Source organism: Ilumatobacter sp., from assembly GCF_965215205.1.
In the GTDB taxonomy this organism is placed as follows: domain Bacteria; phylum Actinomycetota; class Acidimicrobiia; order Acidimicrobiales; family Ilumatobacteraceae; genus Ilumatobacter_A.
Genome location: NZ_OZ244049.1, coordinates 167,084 through 185,063 on the forward strand (window position 1 = coordinate 167,084; position 17,980 = coordinate 185,063).

General features: G+C 72.3%; 20 protein-coding genes. 13 read left to right on the forward strand and 7 right to left on the reverse strand.

Features of this window, described 5'->3' with window-relative positions; translation table 11 throughout:
• Position 1 precedes the first annotated feature (1 nt).
• From ACOOHC_RS00985 to ACOOHC_RS01030, 10 genes are all read left to right on the forward strand, one after another.
• Positions 2-1,048 carry a TauD/TfdA family dioxygenase gene (locus ACOOHC_RS00985; protein ID WP_420452144.1) on the forward strand — a complete coding sequence of 349 codons (1,047 nt, stop codon included), beginning with the start codon at positions 2-4 and terminating at the stop codon, positions 1,046-1,048.
• A gap of 365 nt (positions 1,049-1,413) precedes the next feature.
• Positions 1,414-2,001 carry a TMEM165/GDT1 family protein gene (locus ACOOHC_RS00990; RefSeq protein ID WP_420452145.1) on the forward strand — a complete coding sequence of 196 codons (588 nt, stop codon included), beginning with the start codon at positions 1,414-1,416 and terminating at the stop codon, positions 1,999-2,001.
• A 93-nt stretch (positions 2,002-2,094) separates the two neighbouring features.
• Positions 2,095-2,676, forward strand: a complete 582-nt coding sequence (locus tag ACOOHC_RS00995; protein WP_420452146.1) for a cytochrome c oxidase subunit 3 — start codon at positions 2,095-2,097, stop codon at positions 2,674-2,676.
• Positions 2,673-3,740 carry a c-type cytochrome gene (locus ACOOHC_RS01000; RefSeq protein ID WP_420452147.1) on the forward strand — a complete coding sequence of 356 codons (1,068 nt, stop codon included), beginning with the start codon at positions 2,673-2,675 and terminating at the stop codon, positions 3,738-3,740. Before ACOOHC_RS00995 ends, ACOOHC_RS01000 begins: the two co-directional genes overlap by 4 nt.
• Complete coding sequence (locus ACOOHC_RS01005; protein ID WP_420452148.1) at positions 3,737-4,699, forward strand: Rieske 2Fe-2S domain-containing protein; 963 nt, start codon at positions 3,737-3,739, stop codon at positions 4,697-4,699. The genes ACOOHC_RS01000 and ACOOHC_RS01005 overlap by 4 nt, the downstream gene beginning before the upstream one ends.
• On the forward strand, positions 4,699-6,408 hold the full coding sequence (locus ACOOHC_RS01010; protein WP_420452149.1) for a cytochrome b: 1,710 nt from the start codon (positions 4,699-4,701) through the stop codon (positions 6,406-6,408). Before ACOOHC_RS01005 ends, ACOOHC_RS01010 begins: the two co-directional genes overlap by 1 nt.
• On the forward strand, positions 6,405-7,142 hold the full coding sequence (coxB, locus tag ACOOHC_RS01015) for a cytochrome c oxidase subunit II (RefSeq protein WP_420452150.1): 738 nt from the start codon (positions 6,405-6,407) through the stop codon (positions 7,140-7,142). The genes ACOOHC_RS01010 and coxB overlap by 4 nt, the downstream gene beginning before the upstream one ends.
• 47 nt (positions 7,143-7,189) lie before the next feature.
• A complete protein-coding gene (gene ctaD / locus ACOOHC_RS01020; RefSeq protein WP_420453840.1) occupies positions 7,190-9,088 on the forward strand; it encodes a cytochrome c oxidase subunit I in 1,899 nt (632 codons plus the stop codon).
• Entirely contained in the window at positions 9,085-9,465 is a 381-nt protein-coding gene (locus tag ACOOHC_RS01025) for a cytochrome c oxidase subunit 4 (protein ID WP_420452151.1), read from the forward strand. The genes ctaD and ACOOHC_RS01025 overlap by 4 nt, the downstream gene beginning before the upstream one ends.
• A complete protein-coding gene (locus ACOOHC_RS01030; RefSeq protein WP_420452152.1) occupies positions 9,462-10,289 on the forward strand; it encodes a cytochrome c oxidase assembly protein in 828 nt (275 codons plus the stop codon). Before ACOOHC_RS01025 ends, ACOOHC_RS01030 begins: the two co-directional genes overlap by 4 nt.
• A 103-nt stretch (positions 10,290-10,392) precedes the next feature.
• On the opposite strand, the gene ACOOHC_RS01035 is transcribed toward ACOOHC_RS01030, so the two are convergent.
• Together ACOOHC_RS01035 and ACOOHC_RS01040 are read right to left on the reverse strand one after the other, a co-directional pair.
• On the reverse strand, positions 10,393-10,608 hold the full coding sequence (locus ACOOHC_RS01035; protein ID WP_420452153.1) for a DUF2945 domain-containing protein: 216 nt from the start codon (positions 10,606-10,608) through the stop codon (positions 10,393-10,395).
• Positions 10,609-10,684: 76 nt separating this feature from the next.
• Positions 10,685-11,332, reverse strand: a complete 648-nt coding sequence (locus tag ACOOHC_RS01040; protein ID WP_420452154.1) for a hypothetical protein — start codon at positions 11,330-11,332, stop codon at positions 10,685-10,687.
• 378 nt (positions 11,333-11,710) lie between these two features.
• Between ACOOHC_RS01040 and ACOOHC_RS01045 the strand changes: the two genes are divergently transcribed.
• The 3 genes from ACOOHC_RS01045 (at position 11,711) to ACOOHC_RS01055 (ending at position 14,429) form a co-directional block, all read left to right on the forward strand.
• Positions 11,711-12,157, forward strand: a complete 447-nt coding sequence (locus ACOOHC_RS01045; protein ID WP_420452155.1) for an STAS domain-containing protein — start codon at positions 11,711-11,713, stop codon at positions 12,155-12,157.
• Entirely contained in the window at positions 12,154-13,497 is a 1,344-nt protein-coding gene (locus ACOOHC_RS01050) for a trehalose-6-phosphate synthase (protein WP_420452156.1), read from the forward strand. The genes ACOOHC_RS01045 and ACOOHC_RS01050 overlap by 4 nt, the downstream gene beginning before the upstream one ends.
• A gap of 218 nt (positions 13,498-13,715) precedes the next feature.
• Positions 13,716-14,429 carry a GAF and ANTAR domain-containing protein gene (locus ACOOHC_RS01055; RefSeq protein ID WP_420452157.1) on the forward strand — a complete coding sequence of 238 codons (714 nt, stop codon included), beginning with the start codon at positions 13,716-13,718 and terminating at the stop codon, positions 14,427-14,429.
• A gap of 30 nt (positions 14,430-14,459) precedes the next feature.
• Here ACOOHC_RS01055 and ACOOHC_RS01060 read toward each other — a convergent pair whose 3' ends face one another.
• The 5 genes from ACOOHC_RS01060 to ACOOHC_RS01080 form a co-directional block, all read right to left on the reverse strand.
• On the reverse strand, positions 14,460-15,185 hold the full coding sequence (locus tag ACOOHC_RS01060; protein ID WP_420452158.1) for a spermidine synthase: 726 nt from the start codon (positions 15,183-15,185) through the stop codon (positions 14,460-14,462).
• Positions 15,182-16,096 carry a mechanosensitive ion channel family protein gene (locus ACOOHC_RS01065; protein WP_420453841.1) on the reverse strand — a complete coding sequence of 305 codons (915 nt, stop codon included), beginning with the start codon at positions 16,094-16,096 and terminating at the stop codon, positions 15,182-15,184. Before ACOOHC_RS01065 ends, ACOOHC_RS01060 begins: the two co-directional genes overlap by 4 nt.
• Positions 16,097-16,184: 88 nt before the next feature.
• Entirely contained in the window at positions 16,185-17,147 is a 963-nt protein-coding gene (locus tag ACOOHC_RS01070) for an AAA family ATPase (protein WP_420452159.1), read from the reverse strand.
• A gap of 64 nt (positions 17,148-17,211) precedes the next feature.
• Positions 17,212-17,601 (reverse strand): nuclear transport factor 2 family protein, encoded by a 390-nt coding sequence (locus tag ACOOHC_RS01075; protein WP_420452160.1) that lies wholly within the window; start codon positions 17,599-17,601, stop codon positions 17,212-17,214.
• A gap of 39 nt (positions 17,602-17,640) precedes the next feature.
• Positions 17,641-17,877, reverse strand: a complete 237-nt coding sequence (locus tag ACOOHC_RS01080) for a hypothetical protein (protein WP_420452161.1) — start codon at positions 17,875-17,877, stop codon at positions 17,641-17,643.
• Positions 17,878-17,980 lie beyond the last annotated feature (103 nt).

The window sequence follows — 17,980 nt, forward strand, 5'->3', positions numbered from 1 at the left end:
GATGTCGATGATCGACGCCGAGCGCAGCGTGGTCCCGCTCGAGACCCACGCCGAGTGGACCGCGGACGACGTCGCCGATCCGACGCGGTGGGCGATGCGCCTCGACGACGCCGACCTCGCCGAGCTGGACGACGCTCTCGCCCACGCCCGATCGGTGCGCGCCGACGTGCTCGACGTCACCGCGACCGACTTCCCCCTGCCGACGCTGCGGGCGCGCTTGCGCGCGCTCGCCTCCGAGCTCGTCGACGGGCGGGGGTTCGCGCGCATCGGGGCCCTCGACGTCGACCGCCTCGGAGCGGAGGACGCGTCGTGGATCTACTGGGGGATCGGGATGCACCTGGGCGACCCGTGGCCGCAGAACGCCAAGGGGCACCTGCTCGGCGACGTCCGCGACCAGGGCAAGGCGTCGGACGACCCGACCGCGAGGGGCAACGAGATCGGGGGCGAGCCGCTGACCTTCCACAGCGACGGGTCGGACCTGGTCGGGTTGCTGTGCCTCGACCCGGGGGTGAGCGGGGGCGAGAGCATGGTCGCCAACGCGCTGCGCGCCCACAACCAGCTCGTGCGCGCCGAGCCGGATCTGGCCGCCGCGCTCTACCAGCCGCTGCCCTACGACTTCCGTGGCGAGCAGCGCTCCGGCGCCCGCGGCTGGTACTCGCTGCCCGCGTTCACCCGACACCCCGGCATCGAGGGCGACCGCCTGTTCGTCCGCTACATCCGGCCCTTCGTCGAGGCGTCGCAGCGCCACGACGACGCGCCGCGCCTCACCGCGACCCAACGTGCGGCGATGGACGCGTACGACGAGCTGGTGGCGGCGAGGGAGAACCGCGTCGAGATGCTGCTGCAGCCGGGTGAGATGCAGTTCGTGAACAACTACCACGTGCTCCACGGGCGCCGCCGCTACCGCGACGACGCGGCGAGCGGACGGGTGCGGTGGCTCAAGCGGTTGTGGCTCGCGACCGATGCTCTCGGCCCCGACGACCGCCCGGAGCGCTACCGCCGCATCGGCGCGATGGACCACTGGGGCGAGCGTCGCACCCGCGCCTGACCGCACCGGATCCGACGTCGGGCGGACCCACGTCCGCTCCGGGACCGACCTCAGGTCGACTCGAGCGGCGCGGTCGACCTGGCGGGTCGTCACGATCGCCTCTCCCTGGACACCTCGGGCGTGTGGCTCGCGGCGTTCCTCCCCGACGCGGCCGAGCGGGTCGGGCACGAGCTGCTCTTCGGGTCGGACGCCCCGCTCACCCATCCCCTCGTGTCGTGGCACCACCTGCGCTGCGCCGTCCTCGACGACGACCTGCTCGCCGACATCGGGTGGCGGACGGCGACGCGCGTCTCCGGCCTCGACGCCGACGCCGACCGATCGCGTCGAGCGAGCCGCAGGTCCGGCGCGGCCGGTAGACACCACCCGTGCTCGATCTGCTCGGTGCCGTCGCGGTGGCGTTCGGGATCGTCTTCGTCGCCGAGCTGGGCGACAAGACCCAACTGCTCGCCCTCGGGTTCGGCGCTCGGCACCCGCTGCGCACGGTGGCCCTCGGCCTGACCCTCGGCTACGGCGCGGCGGGCCTCGTGGCCGCCGCGGTCGGGGGCATCCTGGGATCCGCGCTCCCGCAGCGCCCGATCGAGATCGTGGGCGGCGTCGTGTTCGTCGTGTTCGCCGTCCTGGCCGTGCGCGACGTCGACGGGAACGGGGACGGCGACGCGGACGCGGAGCGAGCCGGGGTCCGTCGGTCCCCGTCCGTCGTCGCGTCGATCGCGCTGACGATCGCGGTGGCCGAGATGGGCGACAAGACCCAGATCGCGACAGCGGCTCTCGCGGCTCGATCCAACCCGATCGCGACGTGGGTGGGGGCCACGGCGGGTGCGGTGGCGAGCGGGATGATCGGGGCCTACGCCGGCACGATGGTCGGCGACCGCATCCCGGACGCCGCGCTGCGATGGGCGTCCGCGGTCCTGTTCACCCTGTTCGGCGTCGCGATGCTGGCCGGCTGGCCCTGAGGCCGGCCGCTCGGCGGGTGACGACCGCCTCGGGTCCGACATCAGGCGGTCAGGGACTGGACAGGCTCCTCGCCCGCCCGTACGTTGCTCGTCATGACGGCGACCGTCGGCTCGGGAGGCACGGGGCCGCCGCCTGCGCGGACCACCGGCCAGTTCGGCGTCGTGGTGTTCCTGGCGTCGGACGTGATGCTGTTCGCCCCGTTCTTCGCCGCGTACTTCCTGCTCCGGGCGACCAACGATCCGTGGCCCGCGGCCGGTGTCGAGCTCGACGTCCCGCGCGCGCTCATCGCGACGATCGCGCTGGTGGCGTCGTCGTTCACGCTCGCCGCGGCCGATCGCGCCTACGAGCACCGCGACGTCGTCGCGATGAGGCGGCGGCTCGTCGCGACCATCGCCCTCGGGGTCGCGTTCCTCGTGAACCAGATGGCCGAGTACGTGACCATCGGGCACCGCTGGGACGATCACCCGTACGGGTCGATCTACTGGGGCCTCACCGGCCTGCACACCGCCCACGTCGCAGGCGGGGTCGGCGCGCTCGTGCTGCTCCAGGTGCGCGCCGCCCGCTCCCGGGCCCTCGACGAGATCGGGCCGTGGGCGAACGGCATCTCGCTGTTCTGGCACCTGGTCGACGTCGTGTGGGTCGGGGTCTTCGTCACGATCTGGATCATCCGGTGAGGACGGCGACGCGTCGTGCGCTCGCGGCGACGCCGCTCGTCGCCGCCTCCGGCCTCGCGATCGCCTCGCTGCTCGCCCCCGACCCGGCGGCCGCGGTCGACGCGGCCCGTGACGCGGTCGGGGCCGTGGGCGACGCGACGGCGGCGGCGGAACCCGACGACGGGGAGGCCGGTGACGGGGAGGCCGGTGAGTCGGTCGAGGGCGATGCCGAGGTGGCCGCGCTCGGAGCCGACCTGTACGCCACCCAGTGCTCGAGCTGCCACGGCCTCGACGGTCTCGGCGTCGACGAGCGCGGCCCGAGCCTGGAGCCCGAGGGCCGCGACTCGGCCGACTTCGTCCTGCGCACCGGTCGCATGCCGTTGGCGGACCCGAACCTCCAGGCGCGATCGGGACCGATCCGCTACTCCGAGGCCGAGATCGTCGCGCTCGTCGCCTACGTCGCGCGGATCGGAGACGGTCCCGACGTCCCCGACGTCGACGCGTCGCGCGGCGACGTCTCGTCCGGGGGGCGGCTGTACCGGTTGAACTGCGCGGCGTGCCACGTGGCGTCGGGGGCGGGGGCGCCGATCGGCGGAGGGCGCGAGGCCCCGAACCTGGTCTCGTCGAGTCCGGTCGAGGTCGGCGAGGCCATCCTGGTCGGCCCGGGGGCGATGCCCGTCTTCGAGTCGCTGTCGGGCGACGACATCGACGACATCGCCGCCTACGTGGAGGAGCTCGCCGCCGAGGACACGACGAGCGCCTCGAGCTTCGGCGGGGCCGGACCGGTCGCCGAGGGGCTCGCCGCGTTCATCATCGGGTTGATCCCGCTCGTCGCGCTGACCCGGTGGATCGGATCGCCGAAGGAGGGTCGCGACCGGCCGCTCGACGGCGACGACATCGACGACCTGTCGTACCCGCTCGACGAGCGCGAGGAGCCGGCGCCGGACGCCGATCCCGATCGACCCGGTGGACCGTCCGACGAGGGGACGGGTGGAGGCGGATCCGCCGGGGAGGGATCCGGCCCGCCACGAGCCGGGCGCGGCCGGGGAGAGACCTCGGTGACGACCCGGGAGCGCGGCACGTGAGCGCCCCGGTCGACGCCGACGGGCGCGATGCCGAGGGGCGCGATGCCGAGGGGCGCGATGCCGGCGAGCGTGCCGCCGACGGGTGGAGCTCGGTGGGCGAGGGCGAGGTCAACCAGCGTGCGTACCGCGCGGCGGTGGTGTCGTTCGCGGTCGCCGTCGTCGGCGGACTGGTGGCGGCGGTGGCCTACTGGTCGAGCGAGACCCAGACCCTGCTCGGGATCGGCCTCGCGCTGTCGCTCGCCGGCATCGGGTTCGGGCTCGTCTCGTGGGCGAAGCACCTCGACCTCGACGAGCACGTCGAGCAGCGGCGCGAGCCATTGCGCACGACTCCGACCGACGACGCCGACCTGCGCGAGCAGGTGGAGGTGACGACGGGGACGGTGGGGAGGCGTCCCCTGCTGGTCGGCCTCCTCGGCGCGTCGTTCCTCAGCCTCGCCGTGGGGTTCGTCGGCCCGATCGGGTCGCTGGGACCGCGCCCGCGCGGTGAGCGGGACCGGACCGGGTGGGCACCCGGGCGGCGCCTCGTCACGGTCGACGGCACCCCGGTCGGTGTGGCGTCGCAGGGCTTCGATCAGCTCGCGACCGTGTTCCCGGACGGCCGGATCGGCCAGGACGACTCCCAGGTGGTGCTGGTGCGCCTCCCGCCCGATCTGCTCACCGCTCGGACCCGCGAGGTCGGCACGGTCGACGGGTGGGTCGCGTACTCCAAGATCTGCACCCACGCCGGCTGCTCGGTCGGGCTGTTCGGTGCCGACAACCGCCCCCCCGAGGTCGTGCGCCAGCTGGTGTGCCCCTGCCACCAGTCCGTGTTCGACCCGGCCGACGGGGCCCGACCGGTCGGCGGGCCGGCGCCCCGGTCGCTGCCCCAGCTCCCGATCACCGTGGACGACGAGGGGTTCCTCGTCGCGGTGTCCGACTTCGAGCGACCCGTCGGACCGATCACCTGGGACGAGGGCTGATGTCGCTCCTCGGCCGGCTGCTGCGCGACGGTGACGGCGATCGCCACGACCCCGGGCCCGGGGGCGAGGTGGCCGACGACCCCACGGCGCGGCGGCGCGGGGACGACGACGGCCGTGGCGACGGCCCCCCGAAGCTGCTCGTCGAGCGCTACGTCGACTCGGTGACGTCGCGGACCGGCGGCGGCTCCTTCGTGACGAAGAGCCTGCGGAAGGTCTTCCCGACGCACTTCTCGTTCCTGTGGGGCGAGCTGGCGCTGTACAGCTTCGTCGTCCTCCTGCTCACCGGCACGTACCTCACCTTCTTCTTCGAGGGGAGCCAGGAGGTGCTCACCTACACGGGCTCGTACGAGCCGCTCCGGGGCCAGCCGGTGTCGGCCGCCTTCGACTCGGTGATGCGGATCTCGCACGAGGTGAAGGGCGGCCGGCTGATCCGCCAGATGCACCACTGGGCGGCGCTGCTGTTCATGGCGGCGATCGCGCTGCACCTCGCCCGGATCTTCTTCACCGGGGCGTTCCGACGCCCGCGCGACATCAACTGGCTCGTGGGGATGACCCTGCTGGTGCTGTCGCTCGCGGCCGGGTTCACCGGCTACTCGCTCCCCGACGACCTGCTGTCGGGCACCGGGCTGCGGATCACGAACGCGATCATCCTCGCGATCCCCTTCGTCGGCGAGCGCCTGGCGTACCTCGTGTTCAGCGGAGAGTGGCCCGGCACCGACATCATCGGGCGGCTCTACCCGGTGCACATCCTGCTCATCCCCGCCGGGATCGTCGCCCTGCTGGGCGCCCACCTGGGGCTGGTGTGGCGCCAGAAGCACACCCAGTTCCGCGGGCCGGGCCGCACGGAGCGCAACGTCGTCGGCGAGCGGGTGTGGCCGTCGTTCGCGATGTCGTCGATCGGCCTGCTGTTCCTGACGGCCGCGGTGATCACCGCGATGGGGGCGATCTTCGAGATCAACCCGGTCTGGCTCTACGGCCCCTACGACACGGCGGCCGCGACCTCCTTCGCGCAGCCCGACTGGTACATCGGCTTCCTCGAGGGGTCGCTGCGCCTGTTCCCGCCGTGGGAGATCCGCGTCGGCGGCTACGTGGTGAACAACATCGTGCTCTCGGGGGTCGTCGTCCCGGGCCTGATCTTCGGCGGCCTCTACGCCGTGCCGTGGATCGAGCGGAGGCTGACCGGTGACGATCGCGACCACCACCTCCTCGATCGCCCACGCGACGCGCCGAACCGCACCGCGATCGGGGTCGCGTCGACGATGTTCGTCGCGGTGCTGTTCCTGGGCGGAGCGCAGGACGTCGTCGCGGCGACGCTCAACGTCTCGGTCGGCAACGTCACCGCGTTCCTGCAGCTCTGCCTGCTGCTCGCGCCGCCGATCGCGTTCGTCGTCACCCGTCGGGCCTGCACCTCGCTGCGCGACCGGCCCGGCCCCGAGCGGACCGAGCGGCGGGTGCCCGTCGCGCGCACGGCGAGCGGGGGCTACGAGGTTCCCGACGACGACGCGGAGGACTGGATGACCGCGGGCGGCGCCGCGCCGGGGCACTTCGACGAGATCTCCGAGCGCGACTCGGTGCGCGGCCCGCGCTCGGACGGTCCGGGCGGCAGCGCCGGCGCGGACGGACGCGGGCACCGAGCCGGGGGTCCGACGACGGACGTGGTGGACGTCGAGGCGGCGGACGCGGCCCGCAGCGAGGGGTCGGTGTCGTGATCCTCGGGACCGCTCCCGCGAGCCCCCTCCCGCCGCCGCTGTCGGAGCAGGCGGAGACCGTCGACGACGTGTGGGCCCTGTTCCTGTGGATCGCCGTCGGGGTCACCCTGCTCGTCGTCGGCCTGCTGACCTACCAGGTCGTGCGGTTCCGTCGCCGCAGCGACGAGATGCCGACCCAGAAGCACTACAACATCCCGATGGAGATCACCTACATCGTGATCCCGTTCCTCGTCGTCGTCGCGCTGCTCGTCGTGACGTTCGTGACCGAGGAGGAGATCGGCGCGAGCGAGCGCGAGGTCGACCTCGTCGTGGAGGTCGTCGCGTTCCAGTGGCAATGGCAGTTCACCTACCCCGAGTCGGGCACGACGATCATCGGCGGCGCCGGGAGCGACATCCCGACCCTCGTGCTCCCCGCCGGTTCCACGGTGCGCTTCGAGATGACCTCGCTCGACGTCATCCACTCGTTCTGGATCACGGCGTTCCGCTTCAAGCGCGACATCATCCCCGGCCGCGACACGTCGTTCGAGGTCGACGTCGCCGCCGACTCGGTCGGCGAGTACCCGAACATCGGGGTGTGCGCGGAGTACTGCGGGCTCGACCACGCCACGATGCAGTTCTCGGTGAGCGTGCTCTCCCCCGAGGACTTCCGGGCGTGGTCGCGGCAGGGCGCGACCGCGGCCGGGTCGGGGGCGGCGGAACCGATCGCGACGGCACCGGCCGGGGGAGCGCCGTGACGACGGTCGACCCCACCTCCGACGCCGGGGTCCGCCGGACGCTCGGGATGGACCACGAGCGGCGGCTCGTGTCGATCGACGAGTTCCTCGCGGTCGAGGAGGGCCACGACACCCACCACGGCCTGCCGCGCACCGTGATGGGGTGGCTGACGACCACCGACCACAAGGCCCTGGGGATCGCGTACATCGTGACCTCGATGATCTTCCTCCTCGTCGGGGGAGCGCTCGCCGCGGTGATCCGCGTCGAGCTGGCTCAGCCGGGGATCCAGCTCGTCGATCAGGCGACGTACAACAGCGTGTTCACGATCCACGGCAGCGTGATGGTGTACCTGTTCGCGGTCCCGTTCGGCTTCGGCCTCGCGAACTACCTGGTGCCGCTCCAGATCGGCGCGCCCGACCTCGCGTTCCCCCGGCTGAACGCGTTCTCGTACTGGCTCTACGCGATCGGGGGCGCGGTGATGCTGCTGGGGTTCGTCGCGGACGGCGGTGCCGCGTCGTTCGGGTGGTTCGCCTACCCGCCGCTGTCGGGGGCGCAGGCGAGCCCCGAGGTCGGTGCGGACATGTGGATCGTGTCGATCATCCTGACCGGCACCTCGGGGACCCTGACCGCGGTCAACGTGATCGCGACGGTGACGATGATGCGCACCCCGGGCATGACGCTGTTCCGGATGCCGATCCTCACCTGGAACCTGTTCATCACCTCGTTCATGGTGCTGCTCGCGTTCCCGGTGCTGTCGGGCGCGCTGCTGATGCTCGAGGCCGACCGCCAGTTCGGGACCCACTTCTACGACCCGGTGTCGGGCGGCTCGCCGATCTTGTGGCAGCACCTGTTCTGGTTCTTCGGCCATCCCGAGGTGTACATCGTCGCCCTGCCGTTCTTCGGCGTGGTGACCGAGGTCCTCCCGGTGTTCTCGCGTCGACCGGTCTTCGGGTACAAGGGCCTCGTCCTCGCCACCCTCGCGATCGGGGCGCTGTCGACGTCGGTGTGGGCGCACCACATGTTCGTCACCGGCGAGGTGGTGCTGCCGTTCTTCGCGGCGACGTCGGCGTTGATCGCGGTGCCCACCGGCGTCAAGGTGTTCAACTGGATCGGGACGATGTGGAACGGGTCGCTGAGCTTCGAGGCGCCGATGAAGTTCGCGCTCGGCTTCCTCGTCACCTTCGTCATCGGCGGCGTGACCGGGGTGATGCTGGCGTCGCCCACCCTCGACTTCCACCTGTCCGACTCCTACTTCGTCGTCGCCCACTTCCACTACGTGATGGGAGGGACGGTGATCTTCGCGATGTTCGCCGGGATCTACTTCTGGTGGCCCAAGGTCACCGGCCGGCTGCTGTCGGAGCGGCTCGGTTCGCTCCACTTCTGGTCGCTGTTGATCGGGTTCAACGTCACCTTCTTCGTCCAGCACGTGCTCGGGCGCGACGGGATGCCGCGCCGAGTGGCGGACTACCGGCCGATCGAGCGCTTCGAGGTGCTCAACCTGATCTCGTCGATCGGCTCCGCGATCCTCTTCGCCTCGACGATCCCGTTCCTGATCGCGGTCGTCGCGTCGTTCCGGCGGCCCCCGTCGGTCGGTGCCGACCCGTGGCACGCGAACTCGCTCGAGTGGGCGACGTCGTCGCCGCCGGCGGAGCACAACTTCTCGTGGCTGCCCCCGATCCGCTCGGAGCGGCCGGTGTTCGACCTGCGGTGGATCAACTACTCCGAGATCGGCGCCGCCGAGACCGTCGACGCGTGGATGGCCCGACAGGAGCACGACGAGCGGTGGCTGCCGCTGCACCAGTTCTCGAAGGACCCGGAGGTGGAGGAGGAGAAGCACGACGGCGACGAGCCCGCGCTGCCCGACGAGGCCACCGCGGAGGGCCAGGCGGACTCCGACGGCGATCGCGCCGAGCCCGGCCACGACGCCGATCGCGATCCCCCGCTCCAGGGCGGTGACGGGCGGTGAGGCTCGAGGCGATCCTGTGGACCGGGGTGACGGTGTACTTCGTCGTGATCGGCGTCGTCTACGCGGTCGTCGGCGGGGATCCGGCCGGGGTGTCGGCGCTGCTGATGGCGACCGGCCTCGGCGGCCTCGTCGCCGGGTGGACGTGGGACTGGCGACGTCGCCACGGGAGCCGGATCGAGGATCGCGCCGAGGTCGACGCGAGCGACCTCACCGGGATCGTCGGGGTGTACCCGACCGCGAGCCTGCGTCCGCTGGCGCTCGCGATCGGCGCGACCGCGATCGTGCTCGGGATCCCGTTGGGATCGTGGATGTCGATGGGTGGGGTCGCGATCGTCGCCTCGCAGGTCCTGCTCCTCGTCCGCGACAGCGACACGTGATCGCGCACGCGGGCCTCGTCGACCACGTCGCCCTCCTCGCCGTGGTGCTCGCAGCCGGCGCGACGTACGCATGGGCGTGGGAGGCGGCCGCCCGCCCGCTGCGCTCGCTCGCGTCGTGGGGGGTCGGTTCGATCGCCGTCCTCGTCGCGCTGTCGCCGCCCGTCGAGTCCGTCGCGGCACGCACCTTCACCGGCCACATGCTGCAGCACCTCCTGCTGATCTCGATCGCCGCGCCGGCGCTGGCGTGGGCGACGCCCGTCACGACGCTGCGCCGGGGTCTGAGGGCGCGCGGTCGGCGGGTGCGGGCCACCGACGTCGAGCGGCGCGTCGGCCGGTGGTGGCGCGACGTCGGCCCGATCGTCGCGGGCGGTGCGTTCGTCGGGACCCTCGTGATCACCCACCTGACCGGTGTGTACGACCTCGCTCTGCGATCGACGGCGGTGCACCACGCCGAGCACGCCGCCTACCTCGGCTCCGCGGTCCTGCTGTGGTCCGTCGTCGGCGGGCGCGGCCGCGTCGACGGCGTCGGGCGCGTCGCCGCGGTGTTCGGGGTCATCGCCGGGTCGGCGCTGCTGGGAGTGGTGCTGATCTCCGCCGGCGCTCCGCTCGTCGACACCTACGCCGCCCGCCTCGGGGCGGGCCCCGCGCTCGACGACCAGCGCATCGCCGCCTCGCTGATGTGGGTCGGCGGGATGGCGACGACGCTGCCGCTCGCGATCGTCGCGCTGTGGCGGTGGGCGGCAGCCGAGGAGCGCATCGCCCGCCGGAGCGAGCAGCTGGCCGACCGACGAGCGACCGAACCGGTGGGGCCCGACGTCCGCTGACCCGGGTCCGGCGATCAGACGAGGTGTCGGGGGCGGCCACCGGGCGGCGGTGCCGGGTCGCTCGTGACGCAGGCGCCGCCCCGTTCGGGGCGGTGGGCGAGGATCAGCTGTCGAGCTCGCTCGACGACTTCAGCACCCGATCGCCGTCCTCCTGCTCGATGAGGTACGCCGGTTCGTCCTCGGAGGCGTCGCGGGTCACCTCGGTCCCCTTGATGGTGCGCGTCACCTTCTCCGTGAAGCGCTCGGTGACCTCACCGCTCGCGGTCGAATCGCCCCAGTTCCACGAGACGGTGTCACCGATGTGGATGTCGTAGCTCATGGTGCGATCCTCGCCCATCGGCGGCGACACGAAACACGGCGGCGACACCGAGAACGGCGGCGACGCGCACGTCGCGTCACGTCGGCGTGTTCTCCGACCACACGCGATCGCCATCGCGGCGGAAGACCATCGGCGCCGACAGCGACCCGTCAGCGAGCAGCTCCTCAGCGCGTCGGGCCTCGTCGGCGTCGTCGGTGTGCAGCGACACCAGGGTGATGCCGCCCTCGTTGCGGGCGAACGACTCGCGGTAGGCGTCGCTGCCGCCGAAGCGGGCGAACGCGCCCCACACGCCGCCGATGAACGCACCGAACAGCGCACCGCCGACCGCGGCGCCGATGATCACGCCGCCCTCGGCGAGCAGGAACCCGACGAGCGCGAAGATCGCTGCGCCGACGACGGCGCCGATGATCCCTCCCTTCGCGGTGCGACCGAGGGTGTCGCTGGCGATGTCGGTGTCCTCGGGCTGCACTCCGGCGGCGCGTGCCTCGGGCCGCTCGTCGGCGGCGCCGGCGGACTTGCTGGCGAGCGAGACGAGACCGATCGAGGCGTCGTCGTTCTCGACCCCCTCCAGCGCGAGCACCGCGCTGCGCGACGCCTCGTCGTCGTCGAAGATGGCGACCACGTTCAACGACTTGAGCGCGGGCTCGGGGCTCGACGTCGACACGATCGTCGCGTCGGGGGCGAGGATCTTCGCGAGGTCGCGGACACCTTTGTCGTTCTGCATGGACCACTCCTCCTGAGACAGATGAACCACGACGGTCGTACCCCGACCTCGGGTCGGCTGAACCCGTGACGTCGGTCTCGGGCAGGTCGTCGTCGGTTCGCTCCCGTCCCCGTGGCCGTCGATGGCGAGCGAACGGCGCCGTCCACGACGACGGACGGCGACGAGGGTCGCACGCGGGGTGGCGGTCCGCGCACGTCGCCCGACCGCTGCGCGTGTACGCTGCGATCCGTCGCTCCTGACCTCCGGCGACTCATCAGCTGCCCCTGCTCTCGGCGGCCTTCGTCGCGGAGGTGTCAGGTGAGGGAGCGTTGCGATCCGATCGACGGGTCGACGTCGGGGAGGCAGGGCGCGAGACCGTCCGGCACGTGTGAGCTGCGTGTGACGAGGCTGCGGCGCGCGACGCCCGACGGCCGGGCGAGTCGGGGTTCGCTCGGTTTCGACGGTGAGATCGATGCCTGGTCGGTGGCCGTGGTCAGGGCATCGTGCCTCGACCTCGTGGACGGGTGCGACCTCGTGGAGGTCGATCTGGGTCAGGTGACCGTGTTCACCGCGGCGGGTGTGCGGTTCGTGGAGCGTCTGGCCGACCGGATGGCCGAGCGTGGCGGGGTGCTGGTCGTCGCCGCGACGAGCGACATCGTCGATCGGGTGTCGCGGGTGCTGCACCTCGACGGGTCGTGGCCCGCTCGTCGTGGCGAGCTGTCACCGGTGCGGGTCGGTGGTGCACGCGGCGACGAGGTGCCGGGCGGGGGCGCCATCGTGGGCGCCACGACCGCCTGCGCCGGCTCCGCGCCGGGCCGCGACGCCTCCCGCCGGGGCAGAGCGTGACGCCGTCGCTGCACGTCGTGGCGGCGACGATGCCGATCGAGCGGAGCTCAGCGGACGGGTGGCGCTTCGTCGCCGACGGACTCGTCGACGGGGTGCGCTCGCTGACGGAGCAGCGCATCGGGGGATGGATCGCCCCGGCGAGGGGGCCCGGAGATCGCCTGCTGCGGACCGCGCCCCTCGGCTCGCGACTCGCGCCGTTGGTGCCGGTCGAGATCCCCGAGCCGGTCGCGCTCGCCGTCGCCGGGAGCCGACGTGGACCGGCGTGGCCCGCCGACAGGTCGTCGCCGTCGCTGGAGTCGCGCGCCGCCGTCGAGTTCGCACGGCTTCTGGCGCACCGGGCCGCGAGGTCGTGCGCGCCCCACGACGCGGTGTGGGTCCACGGCGACGCGCTGCTCGCGGTGCCGTCGATCCTCGCCGGTCTCCGCCCCGGGATCCGCGTCGGGTTGTCGCTGGACGGGACGCTCGACGTCGGCTGGTCGACGCCGTCACCGATCGCGCCGCTCGTCGCCGCCGGCCTCGGCGCGTGCGCGGTCGTGGCGGTCCCCACCGCGGGCGACGCCGACCGGATCCGCTCGTTCGTGGCCCGGTACGGCGGCACCGAGCCGCCCGCGACCGTGGTGGCACCGACCTCGATCGACCCGACCCGCCTCGTCCCGTCCCCGTCCGTGCCGGGGCGTCCGGGTCGTGATCGACACCTCGGATCGGGACATCGCCGCCTCGTGGTCGCTCTCGACCGCTCCGACCGCTCCAGCGGGATCCTGGAACGACTGCGGGCCTACGAGATCGCCCTCGACCGGTCCGGCATCGACCCGGCTCGGGTCGACATCGTGGAGCTGACGACGGCCACCGGCGGGTCCACCCGTCCCCCGACGGAGACCGTGGAGATCGAACGGCGGATGTTCGCCCTGAACTCGGGCCGTCAGCGGACGGACGGATCGGTGCCGGTCGAGGTGCGCCTCGATCCCGTCGGGCGAGACGAGGCCTTGGCGCTGCTGGCGTCCGCCGAGGTCGCGATCGTCACCCCGCGACGACACGGCGACGAGCGGGTCGCCAAGGAGTTCGCCATCCTCGCCGAAGCGACAGCGGGAGCGCTGGTGCTCTGCGAACGCACGTCGGTCGCCGTGGAGCTCGGCGGCGACGCCGTCCTCGTCGACGGTCTCGACCCCGCGTCGATCGCGGACGGCGTCGCCACGGCCCTGCGCGCCACCGAACCCGACCGTCGTCGCCTGGCCGCTCGTCGAGCGCGCACCGTGCGTGGGTGGACCGCGCGGGACTGGGCGCGGACCGTCGTGTCGTCGCTCTCGACGCCGCTCGAGCACGCGACGATCCCGCTCGCCTGATCGGGACGGGACCGGCGGTCGCGCCGCCGCCGCCGTCACGGCGCGTTCGGGGGATCCTCGTGTACGCTCCCACTCGGATGAGTCCTCGGCTGATGCCGGGCTCTGTCGTCCCCAGACCCTGGACAACTCGTGGCGCTCCGCTCCCCCGCACGCGGTGGAGGTGCGTGGTACCTCGGCATTCGCCGTATCCGCGCACACCTACATCCAGGGGGCCCACGATGGCCGGACCGTCCCAGCTCGTCGGGGTCCTCGAGCGCTTCGCCACCACGATGGCGGGCACGTACGAGGTCGACGACGTCCTCTACGAACTCGGTGATCGCACCGTCGAGATCCTCGATGCCCGCGGCGCCGGGGTGTCGGTCGCGAACGAGCAGGGCCAGCTCCTGTTCGTGACCGCGACCAGCGAGACGGTGATCGCGGTCGAGCGGACGCAGGAGCAGAACCAGGCCGGGCCGTGCGTGGAAGCGTTCGCCACCGGCGAGGTGGTCGCCGTGCGGAACATCGCCGATCTCGACTCCGAGGACTACCGCCGTGCGGCTCGGGAATCCGGCTTCGAGTCCGTCGTGGGCGTGCCGTTGTGGACGGGCGCGACCCGGATCGGTTCGCTCAACGTCTACGACGACCAAGTGCGCGACTGGAACGTCGAGGAGCTGCGCGTGGCCCGGGTGCTCGCCGACATCGCGGCGACCTACATCGTGCGCGCCGGAGAGCTCGAGCAGCAGCGACGGCTCTCCGGTCAGCTCCAGCACGCCCTCGATTCCCGTGTCGTGATCGAGCAGGCCAAGGGCATCATCGCGCACAGCCACGGCGTCCCCGTCGGGCAGGCGTTCGACCTCCTGCGCACCCACTCGCGACGCACGAACACCCCGCTTCGCCAGCTCGCCGATGCGGTCGTCACGCTCGGGCTCGAACTCCCCCCGTCGTCACCCTGAGGCCGATCCGCGGCATCGCACGAGCTGCGCTCAAGCGACGGTCGCGACGTAGATCGTGCTGGACGTGTCGATGCCGGTGAGCGGGTTCGCGAACGTCACCACCTCGGCGTCCGCCCGGTCGAAGGCTCCGCGGAGGACCGCGAGGTAGTCGTCGTCGGGAGGGTCGTTCGACCACAGGGAGAACACCCCGCCCGATCGGATGGCCGCGGCGAGGGCGCTGGTGCCGCCGGGGCGGTAGAAGGGCGCGCTCGCCGGGTCGAGGACGTGGCGGGGCGAGTGGTCGATGTCGAGGAGCACGGCGTCGACGCGCCGGTCCCCGGCACCGTCGCCACCGGGCGACCGGTCGAGCCCGCCGGCCGCCAGGGCGAAGAAGTCGGCGTGGACGATCTCGCAGCGCGGGTCGTCCGCGACGTCGGCGCCCAGCGGGACGAGGTGCCGCCGGTGCCAATCGATCACCGGCGCGAGCGCCTCGACGATGCGCACCGATCGGACCCGCGGGTCCCGGAGCGCGGCGTCGGCAGTGAACCCCAGCCCGAGCCCACCGACGACGACGTCGAGCGGATCGTTGGCCGTCGCGGCGAGCCCGACGGTGGCGACCGCCTCCTCTCCGTCGGTGATCAGGCTCGACATCAGCCCGTCCTCGCCGATCTTGATCTCGAACACGTCGACGAGCGTCGTGGGCTCGAGCCGTCGGCGGAGGCTGATCTCGCCGATCGCGGTGGGCTGGCGGTCCAGCTCCTCGAACCGTCGGCTCACGAGCGGATCGAGCCGCCGGGGGTCACGTCGGCCTCGTTCTGCAGCGCGGCCTTGAGGCTCGGCGTGGCCTGCAGGGCGATGATGTCGGCCGGCATCTCGATCTCGGCCGCCTCGAGCGCCTCCTTGACCTTCTTGATCGCCTCGTCGCGCAGGATCAGCACGTCGTGCTGGCGCGGGCCGCACCAGAAGGCGGCGACGATGTCGACGGTCGACACCCCGAGCTCGCGCACCAGCGCCTCGGGTCCGGGTCGACCCGAGACCCCGGTCACCCGATCGAGCGCCGAGACGATCACGGCGCACGCCTCGCGCGCGTCGTTCTCGTAGGCGATGCCCACCGTGAAGCTGACGCGCCGGTCGTCGTAGTGGGTGTTCACCTGGATGACGTTCTTGTAGACGTCGCGGTTCGGGATGACGACGAGCTCGCCGTCGAACGTCTTCAGCCGCGTCTCGCGGATGGTGATCGCCTGCACCGTCCCGCGCTGGCCGTCCACCTCGATCTGGTCCCCCGACGCGAAGGGTTGGCGGAAGAGCAGCAGCACCCCGGAGAGGGTGTTCTCCAGGATGTCCTGGAAGGCGAAGCCGACCGCGATCGAGAAGAAGCCGAGCCCGGCGAGCAGGTCGACGGGCTGGACCGACGGGAAGGCGATCGTGACCCCGGCGAGGACGAACAGCGCCATGGCGATGTATCCCGACAGCTTGCTCATCACCCGCGTGAAGCTCGGGGTCTGCGAGCGGGCGAACACCTTGGCGAGCACGTAGCGCAGCAGTCGCGCCACGACGTAGCCGACGACGGTGACGACGACGGCGATCCCGATGCGGGGGAGCGCCTCCACGACGCTCGTCCAGATCGATTCGGCCGAGTCGGTGATCTCCTGGCTCGCGTCGACGTCCTCGGCTCCGCGCACGACCATCACCGACCGAGCGTAGATCGGGGGCGGGCCGTCGCGTCGGGACTCGAACGACCGCCGCCCCGGTGCCGCACGGCGACCGTCCGCCGGTTCACAGCAGCTCGGCCGCCTCGTCGATGTCGTCGGTGGTCAGCGTCGTCAGCTCGTCTCGGCCGATGCCGCGCACCCCGGCGCGCTGCAACCGCAGCGCCTGGCGGTTGACCGCCTGCTCGAACAGCGTGCGGGCGAAGCGGGCGTTGCCGAACCCGGGATCGTCGCGCGCCACGGCGAAGATCTCCGCGAGCGCGACGTCGGCATCGGGCGCGATGGCGTACTCCGCCTCCTCGGCGAGGCTGCGGATGATCGCGACGAGCTCGGCGTCGGTGTAGTCGTCGAAGTCGATCTCCCTCGAGAAGCGGGATCGCAGCCCCGGGTTGGAGTCGAGGAACTCCTCCATCAGCTCGGGGTAGCCGGCGACGATGACGACGAGGCGATCGCGGTGGTCCTCCATCCGCTTGATCAGCGTCTCCACGGCCTCGGCGCCGAAGTCGAGGCTGCGCGGCCCCGGCGGCGTCAGGGCGTAGGCCTCGTCGATGAAGAGCACCCCGTCGAGGGCGCGCCGGATCGCCCGGTTGGTCTTGAACGCCGTGTGGCCGACGTACTGGCCGACCAGGCGGGCGCGGTCGACCTCGATCAGGTGCCCGCGCTCGAGCAGGCCGAGCGCCCCGTACATCTCGGCGATCAGCCGAGCGACGGTCGTCTTGCCGGTCCCGGGGTTCCCGGTGAACACGAGGTGGTGGCTGGTGGGCAGGTCGGACAACCCGTGCTCGCGGCGCTCGCGCTGCACGGAGAGCAGCGCCACGAGGGTCGTCACCTGCTCCTTCACCGAGTCGAGGCCCACGAGGCGGTCGAGGTCGGCCTGGATCTCGTCCGGGGTCCGGGCGGTGCTGCGCCGTGCGCCGCCGAGCTCGGCGGCCCGGTCGTTGATCCGTCGCTCGGAGTCGCGCAGGAACTCACCCACCGAGTCTCCTGCTCGGTTGAGGCGTCGCACGAGGTCGCGCGGGTCCGGTGGCATGTTCACCGACGGTACCGAGGCGCGGCGACGGCCGGGCGGCCCGGTCGCCGGAGCCCGCCGACGCTCAGCTCTCGACGACCTGGCGGCCCAGGTCGGCCGGGTCGTAGTACGCCATCGATCGGGTGATCTCGCCGTCGGCGACCTCCAGCACGGTGGCGCCCCGGTACGACACCTCGTGGCCGTTCGAGGTGCCGGTGGTCGTCCACTCGAGGACCCCGCCGGAGTCGTCTCCGGCGATCACGGCGAACTCCGAGCTCACCTCGTCGAACTGCTCGCGGTAGATCGTCCAGAACTCGCGCACGCCGTCGTGCCCGGAGAACGCCTCGCCGTCCACGACGTTGCCGACCGAGCACCCCGACGCGTAGAGATCGACGAGGTCGTCGGTCGACGAGGACTCCTCGAGCGAGCGCAGGGCGTCGCGGAAGCGCTCGGTGATCGTGGTCGAGTCGCTCATCGGGACCGATCGGATCGTTCCGGCGACGTCATCGCGGTGTCACGCCTGGCCATGTCGGTTGCGATCCTCCTCGGACCCCGGCACGGGGGACCCGTCGGGACGGTGCGCCGAGCGGTGCTCACCCGGTTCGGGCAGGTCGTGGTGGGTGGGGTCGGTGACCTCGGGTTGGTCGTCGGGGTCCGGTGCCGACCGTCCGGGTGCGGAGCTCCGCACGACGAGGACCACGATCAGGGCGACGACCCCGACGGCGGTGATGACGATCCACATGGGTTCCACGATCCTCTCTCGTCGACGACCGGCACGGTGCCGACGTCCGACGGAGCGGTACCCGACGGCGGCCGGGGTCATGCACGCTCGAGGTCACGCGGTGCTGCGCACG